Source organism: Arhodomonas sp. KWT2 (assembly GCF_041949875.1).
Classification (GTDB): domain Bacteria; phylum Pseudomonadota; class Gammaproteobacteria; order Nitrococcales; family Nitrococcaceae; genus Arhodomonas; species Arhodomonas aquaeolei.
Genome location: NZ_JBHFPQ010000035.1, coordinates 21,021 through 41,349, shown reverse-complemented (window position 1 = coordinate 41,349; position 20,329 = coordinate 21,021). Strand labels below are relative to the sequence as shown.

Below are 20,329 nucleotides of genomic sequence, written 5' to 3'. Positions count from 1 at the left end.
ATCCCGGAGAGGGCGACGGTCAAAGACCCAACACCCGCCGCAGCCAGGCGCCGATGGCGTGGATTTCCTCCATGCACACGGCGTGCTGCATGGGATAGTCGTGCCACTCCACGGTGTAGCCCGCCTGTTCCAGGCGCTCGGCGGAGCGCCGCCCGAACTCGAAGGGCAGGACCGGGTCCTGACGGCCGTGGGCCATGAACACCGGGGTGTCCGCGTTGGCCGCCGGCGCCTCCGCGAGGCGCTCGCGCAGGGGCAGGTAGGTGGACAGGCCCATGATGCCGGCAAGCCGCTGCGGATGGTTGAGCGCGGTGTGCAGGGCCACGGCGCCGCCCTGGGAGAAGCCCGCGAGCACCAGCCGCTCCGCGGGGACACCGCGCCCGGACTCCCGCTCGATCAGCGCGGTGACCGCCGCGCGGCTGCGCTCCAGGCCATCGGCGTCCTCGTGCATGGACTCGTCGAGGCCGTAGAGGTCGTACCAGGCACGCATGGACATGCCGGCATTCAGCGTGACCGGGCGCACCGGTGCGTGGGGGAAGACGAACCGCACCCGTGCGTCACGGGGCAGCCCCAGCTCCGGGACGACGGGCTCGAAGTCATGGCCATCGGCCCCCAGCCCGTGCAGCCAGATCACGGCGGCATCCGCGTCCTCGCGGGCACCGGTCTCGACCGTCTCCAGCAGTTCCTCGCTCATCTCGATCCTCCGCATACGTTTGCCGCGGGCATTCTACTAGGAACACCGCGTTCTCACGTGCGGCGACGGGTGGCGCCCGTCAACAGCGCCGGGCATCATCGCTATAATGCCGTGTTTTCCCAGGAGGTCCCATGACGCTTCGAGCCGCCGCCATTGCCGTCGCCCTCGCCGCCCTCACGGCCCTGGCCGGATGCGGGCGCAAGGGGGATCTCTACCTGCCGCCGCCGGCGGACACCCCCGCGGACGGCCAGCCAGCCAACACCGCAAACGACTGAGGAGCATCCATGGGCTTCGAGCTTCGCGACGGCCAGTGGTGGGCCGAGGACGTCCCCCTGCAGGCCATCGCCGACGAGCACGGCACCCCCGCGTACGTCTACTCCCGCGCCGCCATCGAGTCGGCATGGCGCGCCTTCGACGCGGCCTTCGCCGGCCATGACCACCTGGTCTGCTACGCGGTCAAGGCGAACGGCAACCTCGCCGTGCTCAACCTCCTCGCCCGTCTCGGCTCCGGCTTCGACATCGTCTCCGGCGGCGAGCTGGAGCGCGTGCTCGCCGCCGGCGGCGATCCGGCGAAGGTGGTGTTCTCCGGCGTGGGCAAGAGCGAGGCGGAGATGCGCCGCGCCCTTGAGGCGGGCATCCTGGCGTTCAACGTGGAGTCCGCGGCCGAGCTCCAACGCCTGGACCGCGTCGCCCGGGCAGCGGACCGGCAGGCACCAGTCTCCATCCGCGTGAACCCGGACGTCGACCCGCAGACACACCCGTACATCTCCACCGGGCTCAAGGAGAACAAGTTCGGCGTGGGCATCGACGAGGCCGCCGCGCTCTACCGCGAGGCCGCGACCATGCCCGGCATCCGGATCACCGGCGCCGACTGCCACATCGGCTCACAGCTCACCTCCGTGACCCCCGTCGCGGACGCCCTCGACCGCCTGCTGGTGCTGGTGGACAGCCTCGCCGCCGACGGCATCGAGCTGGAGCACCTGGACCTCGGCGGCGGCGTCGGCATCCGCTACCGCGACGAGGCGCCGCCGGCGCCGGACGACTACGCCGCCGCACTGCTCGAGCGCCTGGCAGACCGCACCCAGCGCCTGCTCATCGAGCCGGGGCGGGCCATCGTCGGCAACGCCGGCGTCATGCTCACCCGGGTGGAATATCTCAAGCACAACGGCGGGCGCGACTTCGCGGTGGTGGACGCCGGCATGAACGACCTGCTGCGCCCGGCGCTCTACCAAGCCTGGCAGGCCATCGAGGCGGTGCAACCGCGCAGCGACCGCCCGGCCGCCGCCTACGACATCGTCGGCCCGGTGTGCGAGAGCGCGGATACTCTCGGCGGCGAGCGCGAGCTGGCGCTCGCCGCCGGCGACGTCCTCGCGGTGCACTCCGCGGGGGCCTACGGCTTCGTCATGGCCTCCAACTACAACGCCCGGCCCCGGCCGCCGGAGCTGCTGGTCGACGGTGGCCGGGTCACAGTCGTGCGCGAGCGCGAGCGCTACGCCGATCTCTGGCACGGCGAGCATCTCCCCGGACCGGACTGAACCACCGCCCGGCGTGTGCGCTTGTCACCTCGCGCGCCGGGCCATATCCTCGGCCCGAGGGGATGATCAAGCCCCCGCGCGAGACAAGAGGATCACCACGACGGTGTCTGGCGACAACCTGCCGGTGGCGCTGGTAGCGCTGATACCCGTACTCGTCTTCTTCCTCTGGCAGTTCTGGCAGAGCCTGAACCGGTTCGCCGGGCGGCCGTACGGCCGGCAGGTCACGCCGCGCGCGCTCGTCGCGGGGCTCGGCCTGATCGCCCTGATACTGTTTTTCATGCTGTGACGGACATCCTCATGCAGGCACTGCACTTCGCCAAGATGGAGGGCCTCGGCAACGATTTCGTCGTCATCGACGCCACCGCCGAGCCCGTCGAGCTCACCGCCCCGCAGGTCCGGGCGATCGCCCACCGGCGCCTGGGCGTGGGCTGCGACCAGGTGCTGCTCGCCGAACCCCCGACCCGCGACGACGCGGACTTCCGCTACCGCATCTTCAACGCCGACGGCGGCGAGGTGGAGCACTGCGGCAACGGCATCCGCTGCCTCGCCCGGTTTCTCCAGCAACGCGGCCTCGCCGGCACCGGGACCCTGCGCATCGAAACCGCGGGCCGGCTGATCACGGTCACCCTGCGCGATGACGACGTCTCCGTGGACATGGGCCCGCCGGAGCTCGAGCCCGACGCCATCCCGTTCCGCACCGAGGAACGCGCGGTGGCGTATCCGCTGCTCGTCGACGGCGCCGAGCTCGAGATCAGCGCGGTATCCATGGGCAACCCCCATGCCGTGCTGCTCGTCGAGGACGTCGACCGCGCACCGGTCACCGAGCTCGGCCCCACCATCGAGCGCCATTCCGACTTCCCCAACCGGGTCAACGCCGGTTTCCTCCAGGTCGTCGACGGTGGCCACGCCCGCGTGCGCGTCTACGAACGCGGCGCCGGCGAGACCCTGGCCTGCGGCACCGGCGCCTGCGCCGCGGTGGTGGCGGGCCGGCTCCGCGGCCTGCTCGACGCGCACGTCGAGGTGGCACTGCGCGGCGGTACACTGGTGATAGACTGGGCGGGCGGTGACGCACCGGTGATCATGACCGGACCGGCGCGTCACGTCTTCGACGGCGTCATGCCCGCGCCCCCGGCAACGGAAGACCCGGCACCATGAACGAGTACGCCGAAAACGAGCCGGCCGTGGACGAGGCGGAGGAGGCCCGGATCGCGGGCTACCTGGCCGACCACCCCGGCTTCTTCACCCGTCACAAGGGCCTGCTCGTCACCCTGCACATCCCCCATGACGTGGCCCCCGCGATCTCGCTGCTGGAGTACCAGGTCCGTGTGCTCCGCGACGACGAACGCCGCCTGCGCCGGCGCCTGGACCAGCTCCTGCGCATCGCCCGGGACAACGACCGCCTCTCCGGGCAGCTCCACCGCCTGACCCTGGAGCTGCTCGACGCCGGCAGCGGCGAGGCGGCGGTCAACGCCCTGCAGGGCGTGCTGCAGAGCGACTTCCGCGCCGACCGCGTCGAGGTCACGCTGATCGGCAACGCCCTCGGCCACGTCCACGCCCGCCACACAGGCCGCGAGGACAGCCTGGCACGGCGGTTGCGCGAGCTCTTCCTCGGCCACCAGCCGGTGGTCGGCCGCCTGAGCGGCGACCAGATGCAGGCGGCCTTCGGCGAGGGGGCCGAGGGGCTGCGCTCCGCGGCGGTAATCCCGCTGGACGACGGCCCGGTGCAGGGGATCGTGGCCATCGGCAGCCGCGACCCGGAGCGCTATCACGGAGAGCTCGGCACCGTCTTCCTGCAGCGCCTCGGCGAGGTCGTGGCCCGCCAGCTCCGCCGCGACGCCACGGACCACGATGGCTGACGTCGACGACCTCGACGCCGGCGTCGCCGCCTTCGGCGCCCATCTCCGCGACGAGCGCGGCCTCTCCGCTGCCACCTGTCACCACTACCGCCGCGACCTCGAGGCCTTTGCCCACTACTGCCGCGACGCCGGCACCACGCACTGGTCGCGGGTCACCAGCGCCGAGGTGCGCGCCTTCGTCGCCGCCGGCCACCGCCGCGGGCTCGGCGGACGGTCCCTGGCACGGGCGCTTTCGGCCCTGCGCACCTTCTTCGCCTACCTCATGCGCGAGGGCATCGCGACGGCCAACCCCGCCGCCGACGTGACCGCACCGAAGAGCGGGCGCCGCCTGCCGGAGACCCTGGCGGTGGACGAGGCCGCCCGGCTGCTCGACGGCCCCGCCGACGATGACACCCTGGCGCTGCGCGACCGTGCCCTGTTCGAGCTGGTCTACTCCAGCGGCCTGCGCCTCGCCGAGGTCGCGGCACTGGACGCCGCCGACGTCACCCACGACCCGGAGACCCTCCGCGTCGTCGGCAAGGGCGCGCGCACCCGCATCGTCCCGGTCGGACGCACCGCCCGCGCGGCCCTGCAGGCGTGGCTCACCGTACGCGAGGGCCTGGCCCCGGCCACCGAGCCGGCACTGTTCGTCAGTCGCCGCGGCCGGCGGCTCGCCCACCGCTCCATCCAGCAGCGCCTGCGCGCCCTCGCCGACGAGCGCGGCCTCGGCCGCCCGGTGCACCCGCACATGCTCCGGCACGCCTTCGCCACCCACCTGCTGGAGTCCAGCGGCGACCTCCGCGCCGTCCAGGAGCTGCTCGGCCACGCCAGCCTCGCGACCACCCAGGTCTACACCCACCTGGACTTCCAGCACCTCGCCGAGGTCTACGACCGCACCCACCCGCGGGCCCGGCGCAAGCGAGACTGACCGCTGCGGCGACGGTCATCGCCGGGGCGCAGCCATTGAGGGAAGCTCGCACAGGTATCGCTCCAGCCAGCCGAACCCGATTCGTTCCTGTTCCAGACGCAGGTTCGCTCCCAGGGCATTGTCACGGAGGTCGCGGAACAGGGCCTGCTCGGCCCCGGTGAGCCTGTGGAGCTCGCCGGTGAAGCGCTGCTCGGCGGCCTCGCTGACCCACAGGGCCTGGTGGGCATCAAGGGTCTCCCGGTCCATGAGCAGGGAGCGGGTATGGGGCAGGTGGCTGCGCAGGCGCTCGAGGATGGCGAAGCCGTGGGTATCGATATCGCCCCAGTAATGGACGGCCACCCGGTGCAGCCAGGGGATGGCGCCGAGCTGATCCAGCGCGTAGCCCAGGCCGAAGATGACCAGGCCGGCGGCGTGGTCGGGGAAGGCCAGGCCGTTGATCTCGTTCTCGGTGATGAACACCGTGCGCACCGGCGGCTCGGCCTGGTCCGGATCCAGGGCGGCGAGCTCCGCCACCGGCACGGCCAGGTCGGTGAGGCCGCGGATGGCCAGGGCCGGGTCCAGCACACGGAAGCGCAGCCGCAGCGGGCGCTGGCGCAGGCCGTAACGCGCCTCGAAACCGCGGGCCCCGGTGTGCCGAGTGTCCACGGCGGATTCGGGCAACGCCAGATCCAGCAGCTCGGCCAGCAGGCGGCGGCGGTTGCCGATGAACTTGGTGTCCACGCCGGGGATGTCCAGCTGGCGCAGGTACAGCCCCGGGCGGGGATGGGCCTGGAGGTAGTCCACCACCGCCAGCAACCGGGGCCATTCCTCGGCGTGCTCCAGGGCGGTGAGCGGCCGGCGGGCCAGCCATTCCAGCAACGCCGGCTGGCGCGCCCGGGTGGTTTCCACCAGCGCGTCGAAGCGCCGGGCGTCCTGCTTGCGGCCCAGCAGGGCCAGGGCATCGTCGGCGTCGGCCACCCAGGCGGCGGTGGGCAGCCGGTTGGTGCCGTGGACGCGGTTGCGCACCGGCTGCCAGTCCAGCCGGTAGCCGTGGCCGCGGACCTCGCGGCTGTGCTCACGTAGGTTTCGGGCCCAGTCGCGGACGGCCTCGAAGTGCTCGGCCACCTCGCCGCCGGTGGGGGTGCGAAGACGCAGGCGCAAGGGGAAGGGGGATTCGCGGTGGACCCGGGCGGCCAGCAGCTCGCCGCGCCGCCAGCGTTTTTCCAGCTGACGGCGCAGGTCCTCGGGGTCGGTCCAGGCGGTCTTTGGGCTCACAGCGACTGGGCGGCGTCGGCCTGGCCCGTGCCGGTGCGGGCGGCCTTTTCGGCGTGGTATTCCTCGATGGTGAGGTTGCGCACCATCGAGCGGGCGCCGTCCGGCGAATGGACGAAGCCCACGCTGGCCACGAAGGGCTCGATGATGTGGATCTTCTGCAGCGGCGTGACGATGAGCAGCTGCAGGTTAAGCCGCCGGAACAGCTCCAGGCCGAAGCGGGCGGACTCGTCCGAGCCGCGGCCGAAGGCCTCGTCGATGACCACGAAACGGAATGTCCGCGAGCGCCGGGCGCCGGCCTCCAGGCCGAACTGGTAGGCCAGGCTGGCGGCCAGCACCGTATAGGCCAGCTTCTCCTTCTGGCCGCCGGACTTGCCGCCGGAGTCGGTGTAGTGCTCGTAGGCACTGTCGTCCTCGCGCCATTTCTCCTCGGCGGAGAAAGTAAACCAGTTGCGCACATCGGTGACCTTGCGCCGCCAGCGCCGGTCCGCCTCGGCGGTGCCCTCCCGGCCGCGCAGCCGCTCGATGATCCCGCGCACCTGCAGGAACTTGGCCTCGGAGTAAGCAGCGTCGTCATCGGCGCCGATGGTGCCCTCGGTACAGCTGCGCAGGTCACGCTGGAAGTCCCGGATCTCCACGTCGACGGCGGGCTCGGCCAGCAGCTCGATGTAGCGTCCCTGGTTGAAGTCGATGCCGTGCAGGGAGCGGTTGATGATGTCGATGCGCTCGCGGATGCCCTGGCGCTGGCGGTTGAGATGGGCCTGGAAGCTGGCCACCTCTCGAATGGTGTTCTCGTTGAGCAGCGCCTTGAAGCGCTGCTCGAAGCGCGGCAGGTCATCGTCCCTGAGGGTCGCCAGCATGGCCGCATACTCGCCGGCGGCGGCCAGGTTCGCGTCCATCTCCCGGGTCTCCAGGGGCCAGCTGTGGCAGAAATCGCTCATGGCGTTGACCACCCGTTCGGCCAGGCGCTTGAGCTGTTTCTCCTCCCGGTCAATCCGCTCCTGCAGCCAGCGGCGCATGTCGGACTGGCGATTGTCGCAGGACTCCACGGTGAGCTGCTGCTCGCCGAGGGCCTCCGGGCGCAGGTCCCGTAGGGCCGGGAAGGCCTGCTCGCGCTGCGCGTCGGTAGCGGCCTGGTGCACCGCCCAGGCAGCCCCCAGGGCCTCGGTAGCCCACTCCCGGCGCTCCTCCAGCTTGGCGCGCTCGTCCCGGGCCTTCTCCCGCTCGGCGTCGGTCTCCGCACGGGCCTGCTCCAGCGCTTCCAGCTGGCCCTGCAGGGCGCGGAGCTGGTCCGAGGCCTGTTCGATATGGCGTTTCTCCTCCTCCAGCCGGGCGATCTCGCTGGTGACGGCGCGCCAGTCCAGCTCGCGAAAGTCGGCGAACATCTCCAGCTGGCCCAGGGCCGTGGCCCGCTGCTGGAGCTCGCCGGCGTGCTTCTGCAGGGTGGCGATCTCATCGCCGGACTCGGCCATGCGCTGCTGCAGGTCGGCGGCCTGCTTTTCCAGGGCGGCGATCTTGGCCTCGTTGGACCAGCCCAGGATGAAACGGGAGCGGTCGTCGATGCGGTGGCGGTCGTCCTTCTCGTGGCGCTCGCCGCCGGTCTTGATCTGTCCGGCGCGAGTGACGGCCTTGGGCTCGCGGCGGAAGCGGGCCAGGTCGGCGCAGCAGGCGTAGTCGAAGCGCCGGGCCAGCTCCTTCTCCAGCCAGGGATAGAACGCCGAATCCGGGCGGATGGCCAGCTTGCGCACCAGGGAGTCCGGGTGCAGGTCCGCCGACCGGGTCTCGCGGGGCTGGCGCACCCGATAGTAAACCAGCCGGCCACGCAGGTGGGTGCGCTCCACCCACTCGGCCACCACCGGGTAGTACGTGTCCGGCACCAGCAGGGACAACCCGAAGTTGTGCAGCAGCCGCTCGGCGGCGCCCTCCCAGTCGCGCTCGTCGTCGCGGACCTGGATCAGCTCGCCGGCGAAGGGCAGGGCCTCAGGCTCAAGGTCCAGCTCCTCGCACAGACGCTGGCGCAGGGCCAGGCTGGCCGCCGGCAGGTTGGAGCGGCGTTGACGTAGGGAGGTGAGCTCGGTGTCGATGGCCTCGTGCTGCTCGCGCAACTCGCGGAAGGCCACCTCGGCCTCGGTGCGCTGGTTCTGCAGCTCGCCGGCACGCGCCTCGGTGCGCGCGCGCTCGGCGGCCAGGCGCCGCTGGTTGTCCAGGAAGGTGTCTGCGTCGGCCGCCTCGGGCAACTCCAGGGATCGAGCCAGCCGGTTATACTGCTCCGCCCGCCCGCGCCGGGCCTGCTCCTCGCGGCGGCGCTCCTCGATCTCCCGGGCCAGGCGCTCCAGGCGGTCGCCACCCTGCTCGGCGATGGCCTGACGCAGCTCGTCGCGCTCCTCCCCCTGACCCCGACGGCGCTCGTCCAGTCGCTCAATGCGGCTGCCGGTCCGGGCCAGATCGGCGCCCAGCCGCTCAAGGCGCTGCTCCAGCAGGTCCGCCTTGAGCCCGGCAAACCAGGGCTCCAGGGCCTCGCGGCAGGCCCGCCAACGCTCCACCTGGCTGTTCAGCTCGGCGTGGCGGTCAGCATCGGCCACCAGCGGTTCCAGGGCCTCGATCTGGCGGCGGGCGTTGACCACCGCATCGTGGGCCCGATTGAGGTCGTCGAAGTGGCCGATCAACGCCTCGATCTTCTCCTCGACCGGGGCGGCTTCCAGCATGTGGCTGCGCACGAACTCGGTGAGATTACCCACCGACTTCATGGACACGGTCTGACTGAACAGCTCCAGGGCCTGCTCGCCGTTAATGCCGAAGCGCCGACGGAAGGCCGCGCCGTAGGGCGGAAAGGTGTCGTGGACCTCCACCCGCGGCGCGTCGCGCAGGCGTTTCTTCAGGGCGTTGATGTCGGCGCCGAAGTCGGCGAAATCGCCGGCGACGGACAGCGCCGCGTCGGCCACAACGTAGAAGCGCTGGGGCTGGCCCTGGTCCTTGACCCAGAACACCTGGGCCAGGGTGACGTCGTGGTCGAAGCCTTCGTTGCGAAAGCGGGCCAGGATCACCGAGTAGCTGTTGTGATCGCGCAGGGCTACGGGCTTGGCCGCCGCGCCGGCCTCGTCGCGCTCGGACTTGTAATAGCCCAGCACGTACGAGCGCAACGAGCGCTCCCGGGCCTCGGCACCGGCGGCCTTGTTGTAAGTGATGCGCTGGGCCGGCACCAGCAGCGTGGTGACGGCGTCCACCAGGGTGGATTTGCCGGAGCCGATATCGCCGGTGAGCAGGGCGTTGTCGCCGCCGGGCTCGATGCGCCAGACGCGGTCGTGGAAGGTGCCCCAGTTGTAGACCTCCGTGGCCTGCAGGCGAAATCCGGCGCGGGCCTCGGAGGCGGTGAAATCCAGCGGCTGCAGCTCCATCATCCCTCCGCGGCGGCGTCGCTGCCAGTGCCCCCGATGTAGGCCCGGTAGGCGCGCAGCCGTTCGTCCAGCTCGCCAAGCCACTGGGCGTCGACGAAGGCTTTGAGGATACGGCGGACCTCGAAGCGCTCCTCCTGGCCGCGCATGCGCCGCAGCATACCCAGCTCCACGGCCTTTTTGATGTGACTGTCCATGCGATCCAGCAGCCTGGCCTCGTTGGCGGTCTCCGGGAGGAACACCCGTATCTGCTCGACGATCTGCTCGCGGGAGAGCACCAACCGAGTGTCGCCGCCGGTGGCGTCGTGCTCGGCCAGCTTCTTGCGCAGCAGGGCCAGCAGCAGGCTCACCGGGTAGCTGAGCTGGCGCCGCGCCACCAGCCGCGGCAGCTCGTCGCCGGCGTCCGGGTCCCGGGGGCGCTGGCGCAGAAAGGCGTAGCCCTCGGCCTCGTCCAGGATCAGCTCCAGGCCCAGCACGGCGACATAGTCCCGCACACGGGCCTGCAGGTTCAGCAGCCCCTGCCAGAGCTGCGGCGCGCTGTCTCGATGGAGCACGCCGCGGAACAGGGCCACCAGCACCTGGGACAGGCGGTCGCCGGCGTCGCCGTCGAGGGCGGTGGGCGCGGTCTCGTAATCGTTGTCCGTCATGCGTCTATGGTAAGCGTTGTTGGCGCTTGGATCATGCCCGTAGCCCGTAGGTCGGGCACGCTTGGTGCCCGACATCCCGGGCCCGCCGGCCGTCATGGATATCGGCGTCCTCTCCGGCCAATGCCGGCCTACGTGGCGCCGTGCCCCGGCGTGTTGCTGTTGGGCACGTGTCGGCTCCCGCAGGAGATCTGTCCTGGAACAACACGCAAGCCCAGCTTCGCCGAGGGAATCGCCCCGCGACGACCGCACCCCCTCGCGCGGCCGCGCCGGGCTGCCAAAGCGCGGCGGCTCAGGCGCCGCGGCTGAACAGCACCCGGGGTACGGCGGCGCGACGGATAACGTCGTCGGCGTCGATCCATTCCACGTGATCGGTCTGACTGTCCTCGATAACCGAGTCCGGGTCCTCGCTGGCCAGGGCCAGGTAGGTGACCAGCTCAGCAAGGCCCTGTTCCAGCGGATGCTCGCGGATCACCGCCGCCAGGCTTACCGGGGAGTGGCGGTTCAGGGCCCGACGGATGTGCCCGCGCAGGCGCTCGCGGTCCACGTAGACCTGCTCGAACAACGCCTCCGGGTCGATGTCCTCGTCACCCTCCACCAATACCTGGTCGCGGATGTCGGGCTTGACCGGCGGGGTGAACAGGGGCCGTTCCATGGGCAACTCCACGGTGGGCGAAGGCTCGTCCAGCGCCATCACGTCGCCGCTGGGCGGGCTTTCCCGCAGGGCCACGGCGTGCTGCTCGATGTCGCGGATCAGGTCCATGATCCGCCGGTTCTCCAGCCAGGCCTGGTCGTCCAGGTAACGGCGCAGCTGCTGGGAGAGCCGGGCCACCGTGCGCTGGGTGGTCTCGCCGGCCTCCAGCCAGTCGTAGTGGATGCGGCGCACGCGCGGGTCCGGCTCCAGCTCGGCGACAGGCTCCAGCGACAGCGCCCGTTCCAGCAGCACGGTGAGCTCCTCCTGGCGTGCCGGCGACATGAGGAAATCCCAGAACGCGCGGAAGCTCCTGCCCTGATCGGACTCGGCGATGACGTCCTGCTCGCCGAAAACCTCATCCAGGAGCTCGCCGCGACCGCCGGACCAGGTAGCGATGCGCTCGCGCACGGCCCGGTCGAGTTCGCGAAAATTCTGCTCCACCTGGCGGAAATCCGCGAGCAACGCCCGCGCGGTCCCCGTGGCCTGTAGGAAACGCTCGCGCAGCCGGGTGGGGTCCATGAGCTCGAGCTCGCCGGCCTCGAGCCGCTCGATCTGCGCGTCGAGCTCCGCGCGCTGGCGCTGAAGCTCCGCGATGCGGGCCCGGGGATCCGTCTCCGCGCCCTGGACCAGCTCGCGGAGCAGGTCGAAGACCGTGCGTAGGCGCGACTCGGCACCGACGAACTGGACCCGCTCCTCCAGTCCCACGACCCACTGGATGGCCTTCTCCGTGGCGGGCATGAGGTCATAGTGAGGCTCGTCGCTGTCCGTGGGGTAGTAGCGACGCAGCCAGCCCCGGTCGTCTCCGACCCAGTCGTTGAGATAATCCAGCGCCGCCCGCGGGAAGGCATCCTCGCCCTCGCTCTCGCGCAGATGGAAAAGGTAGTCCTCCAGCTGCGCAGCCAGCTCCTGCTCGCCCAGGGCCCGGACGTTGGGGCGGATAAAGGCGTGGTGGAGAAAGCCGACGATCAGGGGCGCGCTGTCGGCGGTGAGCAGCCGCCACGCCGGATGATTGCGGCGCAGGTAACGGGCGTGATCGTAGTCCATGTGGACAGTTTCCGTGCCGTGATCGCCCGCGTCTACGATGCAAACCATCACCCGGCAATTCCGATTGTGACAATGCATGGTGGCTCAACGACACTCCAGGGCCAACGTTACCCTGTTCACCGCAGTGGCGATGTCGCACACGGCCGACGTCCGGCTGCACACGCGGGTAGGTCGTGCGCCGCAGGCGTGCGACGTCTCGGCCGTTTCATGCGTGCCTGCGACCGGTTCAGCCGGACGGCGCGCCAGAAGAATTTGCTGACCCTCGCCCTGTTGGGACAGACAACGAAAGACACGGGACACCAGTGGCCCGGGTCGATATCTGCATGGCCATTCCAATGGCCTGCCTTGCCGGACCAGCAATGCACGCCCGACAATGACTGACGCCACGAGTCGTGGCGCATAGCATCGAGGCGAGCAAGCCGGGTCCCAGGATTACCAGCCGAGCCGAGGGTAAACCGCCGGGCAACACGTCGGACGTGCCGTATCCGGAACAAATACCGGCAAGGTTCGCGTGCGATTTGGCGGTGTCCGCCGTCCTGGCCGTTCCGTTGCACCTGCTAACAGGGAATAGGGCGCCGACGCCGGCCGCTATCAAAGGACCACTCTTCCCGCCCCGCTCCGGGCCCGAACCAACGAAGCGGGCCCCAGTAAAAGTGGACAAAGGGCGCAAATGTCGACCAGTACTGCCAACCTCATCAATTTCGTCTTCGAAATCGCGAACAAGCTCCGAGGCCCCTATCGCCCGCCCCAGTACCGCAAGGTAATGCTGCCGATGACGGTGCTGCGCCGGCTGGACTGCGTGCTCGCGCCAACCAAGGAGCAAGTGCTCGCGGAGTACAAAAAACTGCAGGCGCAGGGCCTGGAGGGCGAGGCGCTTCATCGGGTACTGGCAGGAAAGGCAAGCAAGGGCCGCAATTACCCCCTTTACAACATTAGCCCCTATACCTTTGAGAAGCTCCTTGCCGACCCGGAGAACATCGCCACGAACCTGACCAGCTACATCAACGGCTTCTCCGAGTCGGCGCGGGTCGTGTTCGAGGCCTTCGACTTTGAGTCGGAGATCGAGAAACTGGACAAGGCCAACCGCCTGTATCTCATCGTCAAGGCGTTCACCGACCCGAAGATCGACCTGCATCCGGATCGGATCAGCAACCACGACATGGGCTACGTGTTCGAGGAGCTGGTCCGCCGTTTCAATGAGCAGGCGAACGAGGAGGCGGGCGACCACTTCACCCCGCGCGAGGTGATCCGCCTGATGGCGCACCTGCTCTATACCCAGGACGAGGAGATCTATACTCCCGGCATCGCGCGCACGATCTATGATCCCACCGCGGGTACCGGCGGGATGCTCTCCGTTTCCGAGGAATACATCACCGAGCAGAATCCCCAGGCGCATCTTGAGCTGTTCGGCCAGGAGTACAACGAGGAATCGTGGGCCATCTGCCGTTCAGACCTGCTGATCAAGGACGAGCCCGTGGATAACATCGCCTTTGGCGACACCCTGGGGGATAGCGAAACGGGCGACGGCCACCCGGACAAGACCTTCCACTACATGCTCGCCAACCCACCCTTCGGCGTGGAGTGGAAGCCGGAGGAGGATTACGTCAAGAAGGAGCACCAGGCGCTGGGTTTCAACGGGCGTTTCGGCCCCGGCCTGCCGCGCATCAACGATGGCGCCACCCTGTTCCTGCTGCACATGATCAGCAAGATGAAGGCTGCGCCGGAACAGCGGGGAGAGGGCTCCAAGATCGCGGTCGTCTTCAACGGCTCCCCCCTGTTCAACGGTGAGCCCGGACCCAGCGAAAGTAACATCCGCCGCTGGATCATCGAAAACGACTGGCTGGACGCCATCATCGCCCTGCCGGACCAACTCTTCTACAACACCGGCATCTACACCTACATCTGGCTGGTCACCAACCGCAAGCCGGACCACCGCAAGGGCAAGGTGCAACTCGTCGACGGCACCCGCCACTACCGTAAGATGAAGAAGAGCCTGGGGGAGAAGCGCAACGAACTGGGCGACGAGCACATCGAGGCGCTGACCCGCCTCTACGGCGACTTCACGGACGGCGCCACTTGCACGGTTGGCCAGAATGGAGAGCGGGAAGAGCGCGTTTGCTCCAAGGTCTTCGACAACCGGGACTTCGGTTACCTGAAGCTCACCGTCGAACGCCCCCTGCGGCTCAATTTCCAGGCCAGCGCCGAGCGCATCGAGCGGCTCTGGCAGGAAACCGCCTTCATCAACCTGGCCAAGAGCAAGAAGCGCAAGGACCAGGCCGAGCACGACGCCGAGGTCCAGGCCGGCGAGGCCACCCAGCAGCGCATCATCGAGATCCTACAGGGCATGGATGACACCCTCTACACCGACCGGGCCGAGTTCGAAACCGTCCTGAAGGCGGCCTTCAAGGACGCTAATGAGAAGCTTCTCAAGCCGCTCAGGGAAGCCATTCTGAAGGCCCTGTCCGTGCGCGACCCGGAAGCGGCCATCTGCCGCGATAAGGACGGCAACCCCGAGCCGGATACCGAGCTGCGCGATACCGAGATCGTCCCCCTGCCCGCGGATATCCCGCTGCCGCTGCCCATCGGCTATGACAAGGACGCCGACAACAGCACGCTGCTGGAACTGGTACGCGAGCACTGCGAGGACTACCTCGCCCGCGAGGTGCTGCCCTTCGTCGACGACGCCTGGATCGACCACGGCAAAACCAGGGTGGGCTACGAAATCCCCATCACCCGGCACTTCTACGTCTACGAGCCGCCCCGACCGCTGGAGGAGATCGAAAGCGATATCCAGGGGCTGGAAAAGGAGATCCTGGAGATGCTGAACAGGGTGACCGAATGAGCGCCGGGGAGCTCATCCTCTATAGAACGGAGGACGGTCGGGCGGAAATCCACCTCCGCCTAGAAGGGGATACCGCCTGGCTGACCCAGGCGGAGATGGCGGAGCTGTTCGACACCACGCCCCAAGCCATCACCCAGCACATCCGCGCGATCTATGAGGAAGGCGAGCTGGGCCCCGAGGCAACTTGTAAGGATTCCTTACAAGTTCGCCAGGAGGGCGAGCGCCGGGTCCGGCGGCGCCTCAAGGCCTACAGCCTGCCCATGATCCTCGCCGTGGGCTACCGGGTGCGCTCGCCGCGCGGCACCCAGTTCCGCCAGTGGGCCACCGCCCACCTGGAGGAGTACCTGGTCAAGGGCTTCGCCATGAACGACGAGCGCCTGAAGGAGCCCGGCGGGTGGGACTACTTCGACGAGCTGCTGGCCCGCATCCGCGACATCCGCGCGTCGGAGAAGCGCTTCTACCAGAAAGTGCGCGACCTCTTCGCCCTCTCCAGCGACTACCGCTCCGACGACCAAGAAGCCAACCGATTCTTTGCTGAGGTTCAGAACAAACTCCTCTACGCCGTCACCGGCCACACCGCCGCCGAGATCGTGGTCAACCGCGCCGACCCCGGCGAGCCCAACATGGCCCTAACCAACTGGCAGGGCGCCCGGGTGCGCAAGCAGGATGTCACCGTTGCCAAGAACTACCTGAGCGCTGACGAGGTGGACACGCTGAACCGTCTGGTGGTGATCTTCCTGGAACAGGCCGAACTGCGCGCCCGGGAGCGCCAGGACCTGACCCTGGATTACTGGCGCCACAACGTAGACCGGCTGCTGGAATTCAACGAACGGCCGATTCTCGACGGGGCCGGCAGCATCAGCCGCGACCGCATGGAACATATCGCCCACAAGCGCTACGAGCAGTTCGATGCCCGGCGGCGACGGGATGAGGCGCTGGAGGCCGATGCCGAGGAGTTGCGGGAGCTGGAGGCGCTGGAGGAGCGGATCAAGAAGGAGGGTGACAAATGAGCGTTGCCGCTTTTCCTCAGGAAGCATTGAATTGGCTTGGCCGATTACCTGCGGGATGGCAGGTGAAGCCGTTGAAACATGTGGTGAGAGTGAACCCCGAGGCGCTATCCGATTCGACCGACCCTGATTGGCGGATGACTTACGCCGATATTTCCAGTGTCTCCCTTGGGCAGGGAATAGTGGATACTGAGGAATTTTCCTTCGAGGATGCCCCGTCCCGAGCTCGCCGTTTAGTCAGGCCTGGTGACACGCTGGTTTCTACAGTACGCACCTATCTGCGGGCCATTACGGTAGTTCGCGAACCGCCCGAAAATCTGGTTGCTTCCACCGGGTTTGCCGTGCTGCGTCCCAGCTCAACTATCGATGCCAACTTCCTTGGCTATTTCGCAACTTCGGATGCCTTCGTGAATGCTGTTGTGGCGCAATCCGTCGGGGTAAGTTATCCGGCAACCAATGCATCCGATATTGTGCGCCTGCCGATCGCCTTCCCTCGTATCGAACAACAACAAAAAATCGCCACCTTCCTCGACCGCAAGACCGCCGAGATCGACACCCTGATCGCCAGGAAGCGCCGCCTGCGCGACCGGCTGGCCGAAAAGCGCACCGCCCTGATCACCCGCGCCGTCACCAAGGGGCTTGATCCCGATGCCCCCATGAAAGACAGCGGCATCGAGTGGCTGGGGGAGATTCCGGCGCATTGGCGTGCCTCGCGCGTTAAGTTCTTCGCAGCAGTTGGGAATGGCTCCACGCCGAGTCGGGAAAATGCGGATTATTGGGTTGGCGGTGACTATCCTTGGTTGAATAGCGGGGTTGTGAATAAAGGGTCAGCAACCGAAGCAGATCAATTCGTTACAGAATTGGCATTGCGTGAATGCCATCTGCCGATAATTGATCCACCCGCAATTCTGCTAGGAATTACTGGTCAGGGAAAGACGCGAGGGATGACCACAAAGCTAGAGATTCAAGCAACAATAAATCAGCATTTAGTATTCGTGAAACCTGATGAGCGAGTTATTGATATTGATTACCTCTATGCCATTTTTGAAAGAGCTTACCTTTACCTAAGAAGTGAGAGTGACGGGGGAGGCAGCACAAAAGGAGCAATAACTTGTAGTCAAGTCGAAAACCTATGCGTTCCGCTTCCTCCAGTAACCGAGCAGCGAGAGATCGCGCTGGCACTCCAGGAAAGCCAAGCGAAACTGCATGGGGTGTCAAGAAAAATAGGCAAGGCAATTGAGCGCCTGGAAGAGTATCGCTCCGCCCTGATCACCAACGCCGTCACCGGCCAGATCAAGGTGGCCTGAACCGGAGAAGCCCATGCACCAGGAAATCTACTTCGAACAGGCCATGGAGCAGTCGCTGACCGAGCACGGCGGCTATGAGCAGGGCGCCCCCCAAGGCTTCGACCCGGCGCGCGCGCTCTTCCCCGACGAGGTGATCGCCTTTATCCAGGCCAGCCAGCCGCAGCGCTGGCAGTCCCTGGTCAAGCTCCACGGCGACCAGGCCGGCGAGGTGCTGCTGAGTGCGCTGTTCAAGGAGTTGGCCTCCAAGAACGCCCTGCATGTGCTGCGCCACGGCTTTAAGTGCTTCGGCAAGACCTTCCGGCTGGCCTACTTCGCCCCCAATACCGGCATGAACCCGGAGGCCGCCGCGGCCTATGGCCACAACCGCCTCCGTGTGACACGGCAGGTGCATTTCAGCGAGACGCACCCCAAACAATCCCTGGACGTGGTGCTGTCGGTGAACGGCCTGCCGGTGGCCACCCTGGAGCTGAAGAACCCCATGACCGGGCAGACGGTGGATGACGCTATCCGCCAGTACAAAAATGACCGCGATCCGACCGAGCCGATCTTCCGGTTCAAGGAGCGCGCGTTGGTGCATTTCGCCGTGGACCCGGACCAGGCCTTCATGGCCACGCGGCTAAGCGGTAGCAAGACGGCCTTTCTGCCGTTCAATCGCGGCCACAACTTCGGGGCGGGCAATCCGCCCGCCGAAGAGGGCGGCTACCGCACCAGCTACCTGTGGGAGCAGGTGCTCGCCCGCGACAGCCTGATGGACATCCTCGCTCGGTTCCTGCACCTGGAAGTGACCGAAAACAAGGTCACGACGAAGAAGGGGGTGAAACGCCACCGCAAGGAAGCGTTGATCTTCCCCCGATACCACCAGTTGGACGCGGTGCGGCAACTGGTGGCCAGCGCCCGGGCGCAGGGACCGGGCCACAACTACCTGGTGCAGCACTCCGCGGGCTCGGGCAAATCCAATTCCATCGCCTGGCTGGCCCATCGCCTCTCCAGCCTGCACGACGCCGACGACAACAAGGTGTTCGATACCGTGGTGGTGATCACCGACCGCCGGGTGCTGGACCAGCAGTTGCAGAACACCATCTACCAGTTCGAGCACAAGCAGGGAGTGGTGCAGAAGATCGACGAGAACACCCAGCAGCTCGCCCAGGCGCTTTCCTCCAGCGTACCCATCATCATCTCGACCATCCAGAAGTTCCCCTTCATCACCCAGGCCATGGACACCCTGGCCAAGAAGGGCGAGGAAGTGGAGCTGAGCACGGAGGGCAAGCGCTTCGCGGTGATCGTGGACGAGGCGCACAGCTCTCAGTCCGGCGAGACGGCCATGGAGCTGCGCAAGGTGCTCAACCGCGACGGCATCGAGTCGGCCATCGCGGAGGAGTTCCTGGATGTGGAGGAGGAGGATCTTTCCGAGGAGGCGCGCAAGAAGCTGTTCGAGGAGATGCTCAAACGCCCCCGCCAGCCCAATATCAGCTTCTTCGCCTTCACCGCCACGCCCAAGTTCAAGACCCAGGCGGTGTTCAACGAGCCCGGCCCGGACGGCCAGCCGCCCTTTCACCTGTACTCCATGCGTCAGGCCATCGAGGAAGGCTTCATCATGGACGTGCTGGAAAACTACACCACCTACAAGACCTATTACGGGCTGATCAAATCCATCGACGATGATCCGGAAGTACCCAAGCGCAAGGCGGCCAGGGCCTTGGCGCGCTTCATGTCCCTGCACCCCCACAATATCGCCCAGAAAGTGGAGGTGATCGTCGAGCACTTCCGCCACAACACCCGCCACCGCATCGGCGGCCGGGCCAAGGCCATGGTGGTCACCGCCTCGCGCCTGCACGCCGTGCGCTACAAGCAGGCGTTCGACAAGTACATCCAGGACCACCGCATTACCGGCATCCGCTCCCTGGTGGCCTTCTCCGGCAGCGTCACCGACCCGGATTTTCCCGGGCAGTCGTACACGGAAGTGGGCATGAACGACGGTATCAAGGAAACCGAGCTGCCGGACCGGTTCGCCTCGGAGCACTATCAGGTGCTGCTGGTGGCGGAGAAATACCAGACCGGGTTCGACCAGCCACTGCTGCATACCATGTATGTGGACAGGCGCCTATCGGGAATCCAGGCCGTGCAGACCCTGTCCCGGCTGAACCGAACGGCGCCGGGTAAGGAGGACACCTTCGTGCTGGATTTCGCCAACGAGCCCGGTGAGATCTACGAGGCGTTCAAGCCCTATTACGAGGTTACGCCGCAGGGGAAACCCACCGATCCCCATCAGCTCTACGACTTGCAGCACCGGTTAGAGGAAGCCCAGGTGTTCGCCCCGGATGAGGTCAGCGCCTTCGCGGAGATCTGGTACAAGAACCGCAGCGAGCCCACGGCGGCCGACCACCAGAAGATCAATGCCATCCTCGACCAGGCGGTGACGCGCTACCAGGCCCTGGACGAAGACCACCAGGAGCAGTTCAAGGGCCAGCTCACCAGTTTCCGCAACCTGTATGCCTTCCTGGCACAGATCATCCCTTATCAGGACAGCAGCCTGGAGAAGCTCTACAGCTATGGCCGCTTCCTGCTGTCCAAGCTGCCACGCCGCGCTGACGACGCCGTTTTCGAGCTGGACGACGAGGTTTCCCTTCAGTATTACCGGCTACAGAAGATCAGCGAGGGGGCAATCGATCTGGGCGTAGGGGAACCGGAGCCCCTGTACGGCCCAAAGGAAGTGGGCACAGGCCGCGCCGAGGACGAAAACGTGGAGCTGTCCACGCTTATCGGGAGGCTGAACGAGCGCTTCGGCACGGAGTTCACGCCGGCCGATCAGCTGTTCTTCGACCAGATCGCAGAAAGTGCGGTCGAAAACGACACCCTGCGCGAAGCGGCGCAGGCGAACTCAATGGAAAATTTCGCATACGTGTTCAACAGGATGCTGGAAAGCCTGTTCATCGAGCGCATGGACGGCAACGAGGAAATTTTCGGGCGTTTGATGAATGACGACGACTTCCGGCAAGTCGCCCGAGAACATTTGTTACGCGAGGTGTACAGCAGGCTTCGCGAATAATATGGGCGCGAGGCCACCGCTCCCCTCCCCATGCCCCGGCACAGATCGCAGGCGCACATGAAACGGCTGGCGAGACGTCGCACGCCTTCGGCGCACGACCTACCCGGTCCGGC

At 67.2% G+C, this 20,329-nt stretch carries 15 protein-coding genes; 10 read left to right on the top strand and 5 right to left on the bottom strand.

Features of this window, described 5'->3' with window-relative positions; genetic code table 11:
* Positions 1 to 19: 19 nt before the first annotated feature.
* Complete coding sequence (locus ACEZHJ_RS05480; protein WP_375036317.1) at positions 20 to 691, bottom strand: alpha/beta hydrolase; 672 nt, start codon at positions 689 to 691, stop codon at positions 20 to 22.
* 131 nt (positions 692 to 822) lie between these two features.
* Here ACEZHJ_RS05480 and ACEZHJ_RS05475 point away from each other — a divergent pair, with 131 nt between their 5' ends.
* The 6 genes from ACEZHJ_RS05475 (at position 823) to xerC (ending at position 4,989) form a co-directional block, all read left to right on the top strand.
* A complete protein-coding gene (locus ACEZHJ_RS05475) occupies positions 823 to 966 on the top strand; it encodes a lipoprotein (protein WP_018718015.1) in 144 nt (47 codons plus the stop codon).
* A 9-nt stretch (positions 967 to 975) separates the two neighbouring features.
* Positions 976 to 2,226 (top strand): diaminopimelate decarboxylase, encoded by a 1,251-nt coding sequence (gene lysA / locus ACEZHJ_RS05470; protein WP_018718014.1) that lies wholly within the window; start codon positions 976 to 978, stop codon positions 2,224 to 2,226.
* Between the two features lie 103 nt (positions 2,227 to 2,329).
* Positions 2,330 to 2,512 carry a hypothetical protein gene (locus ACEZHJ_RS05465; RefSeq protein WP_018718013.1) on the top strand — a complete coding sequence of 61 codons (183 nt, stop codon included), beginning with the start codon at positions 2,330 to 2,332 and terminating at the stop codon, positions 2,510 to 2,512.
* 11 nt (positions 2,513 to 2,523) lie between these two features.
* On the top strand, positions 2,524 to 3,381 hold the full coding sequence (gene dapF, locus ACEZHJ_RS05460) for a diaminopimelate epimerase (protein ID WP_163141086.1): 858 nt from the start codon (positions 2,524 to 2,526) through the stop codon (positions 3,379 to 3,381).
* Positions 3,378 to 4,082: a DUF484 family protein gene (locus ACEZHJ_RS05455; protein WP_018718011.1), complete on the top strand. Its 705-nt coding sequence runs from the start codon at positions 3,378 to 3,380 to the stop codon at positions 4,080 to 4,082. The genes dapF and ACEZHJ_RS05455 overlap by 4 nt, the downstream gene beginning before the upstream one ends.
* On the top strand, positions 4,075 to 4,989 hold the full coding sequence (gene xerC, locus ACEZHJ_RS05450) for a tyrosine recombinase XerC (protein ID WP_018718010.1): 915 nt from the start codon (positions 4,075 to 4,077) through the stop codon (positions 4,987 to 4,989). The genes ACEZHJ_RS05455 and xerC overlap by 8 nt, the downstream gene beginning before the upstream one ends.
* 15 nt (positions 4,990 to 5,004) lie before the next feature.
* Here xerC and ACEZHJ_RS05445 read toward each other — a convergent pair whose 3' ends face one another.
* The 4 genes from ACEZHJ_RS05445 to ACEZHJ_RS05430 form a co-directional block, all read right to left on the bottom strand.
* Positions 5,005 to 6,243: a DUF3322 domain-containing protein gene (locus ACEZHJ_RS05445; RefSeq protein ID WP_163141089.1), complete on the bottom strand. Its 1,239-nt coding sequence runs from the start codon at positions 6,241 to 6,243 to the stop codon at positions 5,005 to 5,007.
* Positions 6,240 to 9,635, bottom strand: coding sequence for an ATP-binding protein (locus ACEZHJ_RS05440; RefSeq protein ID WP_375036316.1), 3,396 nt, complete (start codon positions 9,633 to 9,635; stop codon positions 6,240 to 6,242). The genes ACEZHJ_RS05445 and ACEZHJ_RS05440 overlap by 4 nt, the downstream gene beginning before the upstream one ends.
* On the bottom strand, positions 9,635 to 10,279 hold the full coding sequence (locus ACEZHJ_RS05435; protein WP_375036315.1) for a DUF4194 domain-containing protein: 645 nt from the start codon (positions 10,277 to 10,279) through the stop codon (positions 9,635 to 9,637). Before ACEZHJ_RS05435 ends, ACEZHJ_RS05440 begins: the two co-directional genes overlap by 1 nt.
* A gap of 289 nt (positions 10,280 to 10,568) precedes the next feature.
* Positions 10,569 to 12,014: a DUF3375 domain-containing protein gene (locus ACEZHJ_RS05430; protein WP_375036314.1), complete on the bottom strand. Its 1,446-nt coding sequence runs from the start codon at positions 12,012 to 12,014 to the stop codon at positions 10,569 to 10,571.
* A gap of 670 nt (positions 12,015 to 12,684) precedes the next feature.
* Here ACEZHJ_RS05430 and ACEZHJ_RS05425 point away from each other — a divergent pair.
* The 4 genes from ACEZHJ_RS05425 to ACEZHJ_RS05410 are packed head-to-tail and all read left to right on the top strand — an operon-like array spanning position 12,685 to position 20,216.
* Positions 12,685 to 14,856 (top strand): class I SAM-dependent DNA methyltransferase, encoded by a 2,172-nt coding sequence (locus ACEZHJ_RS05425; protein ID WP_163142210.1) that lies wholly within the window; start codon positions 12,685 to 12,687, stop codon positions 14,854 to 14,856.
* Complete coding sequence (locus tag ACEZHJ_RS05420) at positions 14,853 to 15,866, top strand: virulence RhuM family protein (protein ID WP_375036313.1); 1,014 nt, start codon at positions 14,853 to 14,855, stop codon at positions 15,864 to 15,866. Before ACEZHJ_RS05425 ends, ACEZHJ_RS05420 begins: the two co-directional genes overlap by 4 nt.
* The gene (locus tag ACEZHJ_RS05415; RefSeq protein WP_163143136.1) at positions 15,863 to 17,170 is read left to right on the top strand and encodes a restriction endonuclease subunit S; all 1,308 of its coding nucleotides are present in this window, start codon (positions 15,863 to 15,865) and stop codon (positions 17,168 to 17,170) included. Before ACEZHJ_RS05420 ends, ACEZHJ_RS05415 begins: the two co-directional genes overlap by 4 nt.
* Positions 17,171 to 17,183: 13 nt before the next feature.
* Positions 17,184 to 20,216 (top strand): type I restriction endonuclease subunit R, encoded by a 3,033-nt coding sequence (locus ACEZHJ_RS05410; RefSeq protein WP_375036312.1) that lies wholly within the window; start codon positions 17,184 to 17,186, stop codon positions 20,214 to 20,216.
* The last annotated feature ends 113 nt before the right edge of the window (positions 20,217 to 20,329 follow it).